Source organism: Streptomyces sp. NPDC050528, from assembly GCF_044457795.1.
Classification (GTDB): Bacteria; Actinomycetota; Actinomycetes; order Streptomycetales; family Streptomycetaceae; genus Streptomyces.
Map to the genome: position 1 here is coordinate 227,289 of NZ_JBITHH010000006.1, position 10,368 is coordinate 237,656.

At 71.2% G+C, this 10,368-nt stretch carries 10 protein-coding genes; 6 read left to right on the forward strand and 4 right to left on the reverse strand.

Annotation, left to right across the window (positions count from 1 at the left end):
* Positions 1–69 precede the first annotated feature (69 nt).
* Both hemQ and hemG read right to left on the reverse strand, forming a co-directional pair.
* Positions 70–801: a hydrogen peroxide-dependent heme synthase gene (gene hemQ, locus ACIBK4_RS22530; RefSeq protein ID WP_201050709.1), complete on the reverse strand. Its 732-nt coding sequence runs from the start codon at positions 799–801 to the stop codon at positions 70–72.
* Between the two features lie 4 nt (positions 802–805).
* Positions 806–2,236, reverse strand: coding sequence for a protoporphyrinogen oxidase (gene hemG, locus ACIBK4_RS22535; protein ID WP_398996802.1), 1,431 nt, complete (start codon positions 2,234–2,236; stop codon positions 806–808).
* Between the two features lie 174 nt (positions 2,237–2,410).
* Here hemG and ACIBK4_RS22540 point away from each other — a divergent pair, with 174 nt between their 5' ends.
* Together ACIBK4_RS22540 and ACIBK4_RS22545 are read left to right on the forward strand one after the other, a co-directional pair.
* Positions 2,411–3,370, forward strand: coding sequence for a DUF4349 domain-containing protein (locus ACIBK4_RS22540; protein ID WP_398996804.1), 960 nt, complete (start codon positions 2,411–2,413; stop codon positions 3,368–3,370).
* Positions 3,371–3,397: 27 nt separating this feature from the next.
* Positions 3,398–4,798, forward strand: coding sequence for an FAD-dependent oxidoreductase (locus tag ACIBK4_RS22545; RefSeq protein ID WP_398996806.1), 1,401 nt, complete (start codon positions 3,398–3,400; stop codon positions 4,796–4,798).
* A 5-nt stretch (positions 4,799–4,803) separates the two neighbouring features.
* On the opposite strand, the gene ACIBK4_RS22550 is transcribed toward ACIBK4_RS22545, so the two are convergent.
* Entirely contained in the window at positions 4,804–5,112 is a 309-nt protein-coding gene (locus ACIBK4_RS22550) for a hypothetical protein (protein ID WP_398996808.1), read from the reverse strand.
* 125 nt (positions 5,113–5,237) lie between these two features.
* Between ACIBK4_RS22550 and ACIBK4_RS22555 the strand changes: the two genes are divergently transcribed.
* Positions 5,238–6,062 carry a rhomboid family intramembrane serine protease gene (locus ACIBK4_RS22555; protein WP_398996810.1) on the forward strand — a complete coding sequence of 275 codons (825 nt, stop codon included), beginning with the start codon at positions 5,238–5,240 and terminating at the stop codon, positions 6,060–6,062.
* Positions 6,063–6,068: 6 nt separating this feature from the next.
* On the opposite strand, the gene hemE is transcribed toward ACIBK4_RS22555, so the two are convergent.
* Positions 6,069–7,136, reverse strand: coding sequence for a uroporphyrinogen decarboxylase (hemE, locus tag ACIBK4_RS22560; protein WP_398996812.1), 1,068 nt, complete (start codon positions 7,134–7,136; stop codon positions 6,069–6,071).
* 146 nt (positions 7,137–7,282) lie between these two features.
* On the opposite strand from hemE, the gene ACIBK4_RS22565 reads away from it, so the two are divergent.
* From ACIBK4_RS22565 to ACIBK4_RS22575, 3 genes are all read left to right on the forward strand, one after another.
* Positions 7,283–7,909, forward strand: a complete 627-nt coding sequence (locus tag ACIBK4_RS22565; RefSeq protein ID WP_366429312.1) for a DUF3000 domain-containing protein — start codon at positions 7,283–7,285, stop codon at positions 7,907–7,909.
* A gap of 237 nt (positions 7,910–8,146) precedes the next feature.
* Positions 8,147–8,809 carry a response regulator transcription factor gene (locus tag ACIBK4_RS22570; RefSeq protein WP_030605794.1) on the forward strand — a complete coding sequence of 221 codons (663 nt, stop codon included), beginning with the start codon at positions 8,147–8,149 and terminating at the stop codon, positions 8,807–8,809.
* Between the two features lie 176 nt (positions 8,810–8,985).
* Positions 8,986–10,263, forward strand: a complete 1,278-nt coding sequence (locus ACIBK4_RS22575) for an HRDC domain-containing protein (RefSeq protein WP_398996815.1) — start codon at positions 8,986–8,988, stop codon at positions 10,261–10,263.
* Positions 10,264–10,368: the final 105 nt, after the last annotated feature.

Consider the following 10,368-nt stretch of genomic DNA (forward strand, 5'->3'; position numbering starts at 1 on the left):
GGGGGCTGGTCGCGCCCACGCGGCGGAGCCGCAAATCGACACAGCCCCGCGCCCCTAAAGACAAAACGACTACGCGAGGCCGGCTACCAAGTCGCCGATGTCCTTGCGGCGGCCCGTGTAGAAGGGGACCTCCTCGCGGACGTGCATGCGGGCCTCGGAGGCTCGGAGGTGGCGCATGAGGTCGACGATGCGGTAGAGCTCGTCGGCCTCGAAGGCGAGGAGCCATTCGTAGTCGCCGAGGGAGAAGGAGGCGACCGTGTTGGCTCGGACGTCGGGGTAGCCGCGGGCCATCTTGCCGTGGTCGGCGAGCATACGGCGGCGGTCCTCGTCGGGGAGCAGGTACCAGTCGTAGGAGCGCACGAACGGGTACACGCTGATGTAGTTGCGCGGGGTCTCGTCGGCCAGGAAGGCCGGGATGTGCGAGCGGTTGAACTCGGCGGGGCGGTGCAGCGCCATGTTCGACCAGACCGGCTCCAGGGCGCGGCCGAGCTTCGTGCGGCGGAAGAGGTTGTACGCCTCCTGCAGCTGGTCGGCGGTCTCGGCGTGCCACCAGATCATGAGGTCGGCGTCGGCACGCAGGCCCGAGACGTCGTACGTGCCGCGGACGGTCACGTCCTTCGCGGCGAGCTGGTCGAACAGCTCCTGGACCTCGTCGGCGTATCCGGCGCGGTCCTCGGGCAGTACGTCCTTCAGCTTGAAGACGGACCACAGGGTGTAGCGGATGACCTCGTTGAGGTCCTTGGCCAGCTTGCCCTTGTTCGGGACACGGCCGGACTCGGTGGTGGGGGCGTCGTCGCTCATGGGGCTATTCTCCCGCTCCGCCGGAGGCGCTCGGCACCGGGTCACCGGTCAGCCGCTCCACGGCCGCGTACGCGCTCGCGATGGTCGCCGGGATGCCTACGCCGTCGTACGCCGCGCCGCAGACCGCCAGGCCGGGGAGCTTGCCCACGTGGTCGCGGATGCGGGCCACGCGCGCGTGGTGGCCCACCGGGTACTGGGGCAGGCCGTCCGTCCAGCGGGTGACGCGGGTCGCGAGGGGCTCGGCGTCCAGGCCCGTCGCCTCGCGCAGGTCGTGCCGGGAGACGTCGACCAGGCCGGCGTCGTCGCGCTCCAGGATCGTCGTCTCGCCGTAGCGGCCCACCGAGGTGCGCAGGACCAGCACGTCCGGGTTCTCGTCGGCGATCCAGCCCCACTTCTGGGAGGCGAAGGTGGACGCCTTGATGGTGCGGCCGTCGACCGGGGGCACCAAGAAGCCGCTGCCTTCGGGGAGTTCGATGTCCGCGCGGCGATAGGCGAGGGTGATCAGAGCCATCGAGGCGTACTCGACGGCGGCCAACTCGGCGGCGGCGCCCGGTGCTTCGGGGCGCAGCAGCTCGGCGGCGACCGGGGCGGGGACGGCGACGATCACTCCGTCGGCGTCCAGCACGCGGTCTCCGGCGACGACCCGCCAGCCCGATGTCCCGGTGCGGCGCAGCTCCGTCACCGGTGTTCCGGTGAGGATCTCGGCGCCCCGCGCGCGTGCCGACTCCGCGACGGCGAGCGGGAGTTGGCCCACTCCGCCCTGGATGCCCATGAAGACCGGGCCGGTCTGCTGTGCGGCGGCGGCGCGCTCCTGGATGCCCCGGACGGCCTCGGTGAGGGAGTCGTGTGTCTTCGCGGCCTCGAAGAGCTGCGGGACGGCCGAGCGCATCGAGATGCGGTACGCGTCGCCCGCGTAGACACCGCCCAGGAGGGGTTCGACGAGGCGGTCTACGACCTCGCGGCCCAGGCGTGCGGCCACGTACTCGCCGACCGCGACGTCGTCGCCGACCTCCGTGCGGGGCAGGTCGGCGTCGCGCTCGATGCGGTGCAGGCCCTCGTCCGAGAGGACTCCTGAGAGGGCGGACGCGGTGCCGGGGACGCCCATGACATGGCCCTTGGGCATGGGGCGCAGCGCACCCCGGGTCCAGATCGACGCGGTGGCCGTGGCGGGCGCCTGGAGGCGGTCGGTGAGGCCCACCTCGCGGGCCAGGGCGACGGCCTCGGGGCGGCGGGCCAGCATCGACTCGGCGCCGAAGTCCACGCGGGCGCCCGCGATCTCGCCGGGCAGCAGCTTGCCGCCGACCCGCTCCGACGCCTCGACGACGGTCACGCGCACGCCTCTGTCCAGCAGCCGGTGTGCGGCGGCCAGCCCGCCGATCCCGGCGCCGATCACGACGACATGCCCTGTGCCCGTACGGGTCTCCACTTCACGCATGCACCCAGCCTCTCAGACCCCACTGACAGTCCGACTCCGGCCCGGTGTCCGGCGCGGTGTCCGGTGCGAGTCCCGACCGTGACCGCATCGGGACCGTTTCCCGCCAACGTCCCGCCCGGTCCCGGCGTCGAAGGTGCGTCAGTCGTCACGACGAACCTCGGGGGTACCCACACCATGCGCGCACGACTCTCCGTACGACCCGTCCAGGCCCTCGCCAGCCTGCTCCTTGCCTCGGCGCTCGCGCTGGCCGGGTGCAGCGCCGGCGCGAGCGACAAGAGCGCCAGCGACTCCGGCGCGGGCGCCAAGGCCGTCGCCCCGGACGCCGGCCGGCAGGAGGGCGCGTCCGGCAGCGGCAACGCCCGGAACACCAAGGCGGTACCCAAGCTCACCGCGAGCAGCATCATCCGTACGGCCTCGCTGTCCGTGCGGGTCAAGGACGTACCGAAGGCCCTCGACGAGGCCCGCACCACCACGGAGACCGCGGGCGGGTTCGTCGGCAACGAGTCCACCAGCCGCGACGGACAGGGCCACGAGCGCACGCGGGTCGTGCTGCGGGTGCCCAGCAACAAGTACGACGAGGTCCTCGCCGACCTGGAGGGCGCGGGCAAGCTGCTCTCGCGGACCGCGAAGGCGCAGGACGTCACCGACCAGGTCGTGGACGTGGAGAGCCGCATCGCCTCGCAGCGGGCCAGCGTGGCACGCGTGCGTGAACTGATGGACCGGGCCACCAAGTTGAGCGATGTGGTGGAGCTGGAGGGCGAGTTGAGCGCCCGCGAGTCCGACCTGGAGGCACTGCTCGCCCAACAGGCCTCCCTGAAGGACCGCACCAGCCTGGCCACGATCACGCTGTCCCAGTCGCAGACCCCGGTCGCGAAGGCCGCCGCGAAGGACGACAGCCCCGGCTTCGTGGACGCCGTGGCGGGCGGCTGGCACGTCTTCGTGACGATGCTGCGCTGGATCGCCCTGTCACTCGGCGCGGTCCTGCCGTTCGCTGCCGTGGCGGCCCTGGCACTCGTCGTGTGGCTCCGTCTCGTACGGCCGCGCCGGGCGGCGACCGTGCCGGCGGCCACCGGGGTGGGACCACTCCCGGAAGCCCGTCCGGTACGACCTGAGGAGGAGGGCAGGCAGGACTGAAATGATCGGTCCCCGTAGCGTGTTCGCATGAGCATGAGCCGTGCGAGGGGTACCCGGGAACGACTGGTCGTCATCGGCGGAGACGCCGCGGGCATGTCCGCGGCGTCGCAGGCCCGCCGTCTGAAAGGGCCGGACGAGCTGGAGATCGTCGCCTTCGAGCGCGGCCACTTCACCTCGTACTCGGCGTGCGGCATCCCCTACTGGGTGGGCGGTGACGTGTCCGCCCCGGAGGAGTTGATCGCCCGCACCCCGGAGGAGCACCGCGAGCGCGACATCGACCTGCGGATGCGTACCGAGGTCGTGGAGCTCGACGTCGCGGGCGGGCGGGTACGCGCGCGTGACGTCGATTCCGGGGAGGAGTCCTGGACGTCGTACGACAAGCTCGTGATCGGGACCGGGGCGCGGCCGATCCGGCCCGACATGCCCGGGGTGGACGCGCCCGGGGTGCACGGGGTGCAGACGCTCGACGACGGGCAGGCGCTGCTCGACTCGCTGGCACGCACGCGTGGGCGTCGTGCCGTGGTGGTCGGGGCCGGGTACATCGGGGTCGAGATGGCGGAGGCGTTCGTCAACCGCGGGTATGACGTGACCGTCGTCAACAGGGGCAAGGAGCCGATGTCCACGCTCGACCCGGACATGGGGCGGCTGGTGCACACGGCGATGGAGGGCCTGGGCATCACCATGGTCGACGACGCCCAGGTCACCGAGGTGCTGACCGGGGACGACGGGCGGGTGCGGGCGGTGGTCACCAAGGACGCGGAGTACCCGGCGGACGTCGTGGTGCTGGGGATCGGTGTCCGGCCGGAGACCTCGCTCGCGAAGGCGGCCGGGCTGCCGGTCGGGCAGCACGACGGGCTGCTCACCGACCTGGCGATGCGGGTGCGCGGGCACGAGAACATCTGGGCCGGCGGCGACTGTGTGGAGGTGCTCGACCTGGTCTCCGGGCAGGAGCGGCACATCGCCCTGGGGACGCACGCCAACAAGCACGGGCAGGTCATCGGCACCAATGTGGGCGGCGGTTACGCGACCTTCCCCGGGGTGGTCGGTACGGCCGTGAGCAAGGTGTGCGATCTGGAGATCGCCCGTACCGGGCTGCGCGAGAAAGACGCGCACCGCGCGGGCCTGCAGTTCGAGACGGTCACGATCGAGTCGACCAGCCGCGCGGGCTACTACCCCGAGGCCGCCCTCATGACGGTGAAGATGCTCGCCGAACGCCGTACCGGCCGTCTCCTGGGCGTGCAGATCGTCGGCCGGGAGGGCGCCGCGAAGCGGGTCGACATCGCGGCGGTCGCCCTCACGGCCCGTATGACGGTGGAACAGATGACGGCCCTGGACCTGGGCTACGCCCCGCCGTTCTCGCCGGTGTGGGACCCGGTCCTGGTGGCGGCCCGAAAGGCGGCCGCCAAGATCCAGGCGGGCCTGCGGTAAAGCGTTTACGCCGTGCCGTTGATGCGGTCTATGGCCTGCCGTGCCTGCTCGGCCGGCGGCCTGGCGGGCAGCGACGAGACGGACGCGCTCGGCGGCACCATGGCGGCCGGCTTGGCATGGGCGCCCAGCGCGTTGGACCGCAGCCGGTTGCTCACCGCCTCGTCCAGGGTCACCGGCCGCTGCATCTGCGCGGCCAGGCGTCCCGCTTCCTGGCCGAGCCGGGCGACGTCCTCCCAGGGGAGGCGCACCACCAGGGAGATCTCGGCCTCGCCGTCGGGCGTGGCGGTCATCTGAGGGGAAATACGGTCGTTCATCGCCTGTTCCTCACGTCGTCCCCGCGACACGCCTTCCCCGCACCGCGGGCGGTTGAGGAGTCATACGCACAGGCGGACGGCGGTGTTCACCGGTTCGCCGCGCGGATCGGGGGCACTAATCCCTTGTGGTCATCCCCGTCCATGACGTGAACCCGGTGCGCCGCACCCCTTGGGTGACGTATGCGCTCATCGCCGCGAACGTGCTCGTCTTCCTGTCCACACCCGGAATGGCGGGTTCCGTGGCGGGCGGCAGCGACCTCTCGCAGCTGTGCCATCTCCAGGCGTTCCTGGACCACTACGCGGCCGTACCAAGGGAGTTGATCCACCATCAGATGCCACAGCTGGTCCCGACGGGCGCCGTCCAGGCGGGCCCCGGCGGCGCGAGCTGCGCGGCGGGACCGCCGACCTACGACAAGTCGGCCCCGCTGAGCGTCTTCACCGCGATGTTCCTGCACGGCAGCTGGATCCACCTGCTGGGCAACATGCTGTTCCTGATGATCTTCGGCAACAACGTCGAGGACCGCATGGGCCACATCCGCTTCACGCTCTTCTACGTGGCGTGCGGTTACGCGGCGGGCTACGGCTTCGCGCTCTTCAACGACAACTCGGCCGACCCCCTGATCGGCGCCTCCGGAGCGATCGCCGGAGTCCTGGGCGCGTATCTGGTGCTGTACGCGAAGGCCAGGGTGTGGGTCCTGGTGCCGTTCCTGTTCTTCCTGCCGCTACGGCTGCCCGCCTGGCTGGTGCTGGGCTTCTGGTTCGTGCTCCAGGCGTTCTACTCGTCCGGCGAGGGCGTCTCCGACGCGGGCACGGTGGCGTACGAGGCGCATGTCGTCGGGTTCCTCGTGGGCATGGTGCTCGCCTGGCCGCTCAAGGCGGGCACTCCCCCGCCGCCGGAACCGCGCGGCCTGCTGTTCGGCAGGCGGGCGCGGCCCCGGCACACGTGGTGAGCGCGCTTATCGGGCCGTCTGGGTGTGGACGTACTCGGTGAGCCGGGTGAGCGCGTCCGGGTCGGTGTTCGGCATCACGCCGTGCCCGAGGTTGAAGATGTGGCCCTCCAGGTCCTTCGCCGCTTCGAGGACCTCGCGGGTCTTCGCCTCGACGGCCTCCGTGGGGGCGAACAGGACGGCCGGGTCGAGGTTGCCCTGGAGGGCCTTGCCGGGGCCGACCCGGCGGGCGGCCTCGTCCAGCGCGACGCGGTAGTCGACGCCGACGACGTCGGCGCCGGCCTCGCCCATCAGCCGCAGCAGCTCGCCGGTGCCGACACCGAAGTGGATGCGGGGGACGCCGTAGCCCTCGACCGCCTTGAGGACCTTCGCGGAGGCGGGGAGGACCGAGCGGCGGTAGTCGGCCGGGGCGAGGGCGCCGGCCCAGGAGTCGAAGAGCTGGACGGCGCTGGCGCCCGCCTCGATCTGGACCTTGAGGAAGGCGGCCGTGATGTCGGCGAGGCGGTCGAGGATGTCGGCCCACAGTTCGGGGTCGCCGTACATGATCGCCTTGGCGTTCTCGTACGTGCGGGACGGGCCGCCCTCGATGAGGTAGCTCGCGAGGGTGAACGGGGCGCCGGCGAAGCCGATGAGGGGGGTCGGGCCGAGCTCGGCGGTCAGCAGGCCGATGGCCTCCGTGACGTAGGAGACGTCCTCGGGGGTGAGGTCGCGGAGCCGGTCCAGGTCGGCGCGGGTGCGGATCGGCTTCTCGACGACCGGGCCGACGCCGGGCTTGATGTCGAGGTCGATGCCGATGGCCTTGAGCGGGACGACGATGTCGCTGAAGTAGACCGCCGCGTCCACCTTGTGCCTGCGCACCGGCTGGAGCGTGATCTCGGCGACCAGCTCGGGCCGCGTGCAGGACTCCAGCATGGGGATGCCCTCGCGCACCTTGTGGTACTCGGGCAGTGAGCGCCCGGCCTGCCGCATGAACCACACCGGGGTGTGCGGCACGGGTTCACGCCTGCACGCCTTCATGAAGGCGGAGTCGTAAGTGGCGGTCGGCTGCTGGCCCGCGGGGCTCTGGTTGGCACTCACGGGGCAAGTCTCGCACGGCGCCAGAACGCGATTACACGGTGTGCTGAGCCGAAGAGCGGGTGTCTAGTCCCGCACGATGCCTCCGTTCCCCTTAATCTTCCCGCATGGCTGCGGCTCAGGGACGATTGTCGGATGGCGCTGACGGGATGGACGACTCCAAGGAGGGGGACCGGGATGGGGGCGGTGGGGCTCCGCCGGCTTTCCAGGCCGCGGTCCAGGCCCTGAAGAACAGTCGGCTGAGGCCGCAGATCGAGATCGATCCGACGCCCGCTCCCCAGCGGCTCGCCCCGTTCGCGTACGCGCTGGAGGCCGCCGTCGTCGACGGCGACCAGGACCTGGCCGACGGCCGGCTGGTGCTGCTGCACGACCCGGACGGGCACGACGCCTGGCACGGCACGTTCCGGCTGGTGACGCTGGTGCGCGCGGAGCTGGAGGCGGAGATGGCGGCGGACCCGCTGCTGCCCGACGTGTGCTGGTCATGGCTGACCGGCGCGCTCCAGGCGCGCGGACTGACGTACGGCGAGCCGAGCGGCACCGTCACACGGGCCAGCTCCCACTACTTCGGCGGACTGTCCGAGCGGCCGTCCGCCTCGCAGATCGAGATCCGTGCCTCGTGGACACCGCGCGAGGGGCTCGGCGGCGTACCGGACACGGCGGCACATCTGGCCTCCTGGTGCGATCTGCTGGCCCAGGTCGCGGGCCTGCCGCCGGCGGGTCCGGGCGACGCGTCCATCGTCACGCTGCCGCAGCGCCGGGGCCCGCAGTCACGCTGAGCCTTACCCGAGGCACACCGAGGTCTTACCGACCACTTCCGGTGTCTTTGTCGATACGGCCACTTTCAATCAGGAGTGGCCCATCGAACGAGCCGTTTCGTTCACCGAACGATCGACAGCGTGTCCGAATTGCACTGATTGCTACTCACTAAATCGTGATCTTTCTCTAAAGGACCTGGGGTTTGGTGCCGAAGACGACTGTGACCTTGAAAGTCGTCCCACACCCCAGGAGGCCTGGTGTCCGTTCTCCTCGAGCAGCCCGCAAGCCTGGTCGCCTACCGCCCGAACAAGCCGACCGCCATGGTGGTCGTGGCCGACCCGCGCGTCCGCTCCACCGTCACCCGCCACCTGTGGGCGCTCGGTGTGCGCGACGTCATCGAGGCCTCGTCCGTCGCGGAGGCTCGTCCCCGCATCGGCAACCCCCGCGACATCTGTGTGGCAGACGTCCACCTTCCCGACGGTTCCGGTCTCACCCTGCTCTCCGAGACCAGAGCCGCAGGCTGGCCCAACGGCCTGGCCCTGTCCGCCGCCGACGACATCGGTGCCGTGCGCAACGCCCTCGCGGGCGGCGTCAAGGGCTACGTCGTCACCGGCACCCGCACCAACGTCGGGCTCCCCACCCGGCCCGGCGCCGCCCCCATCGGCTCCGCCGCCGCCCGTATGCACCGCCGCCCCCCGGGTTCCCCGAGCCACCCGGGTGGCTACCGCGAACTGTCCGGCCGTGAGGTCGAGGTCCTGCGTCTGGTCGCCGAGGGCCAGTCGAACAAGGCGATCGGCGTCTCCATGGGCCTGTCCGCACTGACCGTCAAGAGCCACCTCGCCCGCATCGCCCGCAAGCTCGGCACGGGTGACCGCGCCGGCATGGTCGCGGTGGCGCTGCGCACCGGAATCATCCACTGACCCCGTCCCGCCGCCCCTCCACCCCGTCCCCCACCTCCCCTTCGGCTCCCCTTTCCGCTCCCCCTTCGAGCCGTGAACCGGATCTTTCACTTACCTGACTGGTTTACGACCCCCAGACGCCCGTCGACGGAACGTTCCGTCGGCGGGCGTTGTCCATACACGGATACCCTTGACAGGTGACCGACGCCCAAGAAACCGCAGCAGACAGCTCACTGCGAACCACCGGAGGCGCCCCTCCGGACGACGTCGAAACGGCGCCGATCCCTTTGCTTGAGCCCCGGGAGGGCATTCCGCCCGTGATCGCCGACGAGGAGTCCCTCGCCGAGGTGATCGCGGCCTTCGCCGCCGGCACGGGTCCCGTGGCCGTCGACGCCGAGCGCGCGTCCGGCTACCGCTACGGGCAGCGTGCCTATCTGGTTCAGCTGCGCCGTGAGGGCGCGGGCACCGCACTGATCGACCCCGTGGCCTGCCCCGACCTGTCGGGCCTCGGTGCGGCTATCTCCGGCGTCGAGTGGGTGCTGCACGCCGCTACCCAGGACCTGCCGTGTCTGCGCGAGATAGGCATGGTGCCGACGCGGCTCTTCGACACCGAGCTGGCGGGTCGGCTCGCCGGATTCCCGCGGGTCGGACTGGGCGCGATGGTCGAGAGTGTGCTCGGTTTCGTCCTGGAGAAGGGGCACTCCGCCGTCGACTGGTCCACCCGCCCGCTGCCCGAACCCTGGCTGCGCTACGCCGCCCTCGACGTCGAACTCCTCGTCGATCTGCGGGACGCGCTGGAGAAGGAACTCGACCGGCAGGGCAAGCTCGACTGGGCCCGGCAGGAGTTCGACGCGATCGCGGCGGCGCCGCCCGCCGAGCCCCGCAAGGATCCGTGGCGTCGTACGTCCGGGATGCACAAGGTACGGCGGCGTCGGCAGCTCGGTGTCGTGCGGGAGCTGTGGCAGACGCGGGACCGGATCGCGCAGCGGCGGGACGTGTCGCCGGGGAAGGTGTTGTCGGACGCGGCGATTGTCGAGGCCGCGCTCTCTCTTCCCGTCGATGTGCAGGCGCTGGCCGCGTTGAACGGGTTCGGGCATCGGATGGGGCGGCGGCAGCTGGAGCAGTGGCAGGCGGCTGTTGATCGGGCCAAGGCCCTGCCCGACTCCGCGCTGCCGCAGCCTGGGCAGCCGGTTACCGGGCCGCCGCCGCCGCGTGCGTGGGCCGACAAGGATCCTGAGGCTGCGGCTCGGTTGTCTGCGGCGCGCGCTGCGGTGTCTGCGGTGGCCGAGGGGCTGAACATGCCTCAGGAGAACCTCATTACTCCGGATACTGTGCGGCGGGTTTGTTGGGAGCCGCCGAAGCATGTGGATGTGGAGTCTGTGGGGGCGGCTCTTGCCGGGTATGGGGCTCGGGCTTGGCAGGTCGAGCAGGTTGCGCCGGTATTGGTGGAGGCGTTGACCGCGAAGGCGCCGTAGGGGTTGTGCGTTTTTGCGGGTGCGGGTCCGTTGTGGCTGGTCGCGCAGTTCCCCGCGCCCCTAAAGACAAGGGCCTCGGAAGCGCGACCGGGGTGTCGAGGTGGC

What these genes read in the sequence shown, in the direction of transcription:
- ACIBK4_RS22540 (WP_398996804.1), top strand. Translation starts at nt 2,411, where the DNA reads ATGCGCGCACGACTCTCCGTACGACCCGTCCAGGCCCTCGCCAGCCTG.
- ACIBK4_RS22550 (WP_398996808.1), bottom strand. Translation starts at nt 5,112, where the DNA reads ATGAACGACCGTATTTCCCCTCAGATGACCGCCACGCCCGACGGCGAG.
- ACIBK4_RS22565 (WP_366429312.1), top strand. Translation starts at nt 7,283, where the DNA reads ATGGACGACTCCAAGGAGGGGGACCGGGATGGGGGCGGTGGGGCTCCG.
- hemG (WP_398996802.1), bottom strand. Translation starts at nt 2,236, where the DNA reads ATGCGTGAAGTGGAGACCCGTACGGGCACAGGGCATGTCGTCGTGATC.
- ACIBK4_RS22545 (WP_398996806.1), top strand. Translation starts at nt 3,398, where the DNA reads ATGAGCATGAGCCGTGCGAGGGGTACCCGGGAACGACTGGTCGTCATC.
- hemQ (WP_201050709.1), bottom strand. Translation starts at nt 801, where the DNA reads ATGAGCGACGACGCCCCCACCACCGAGTCCGGCCGTGTCCCGAACAAG.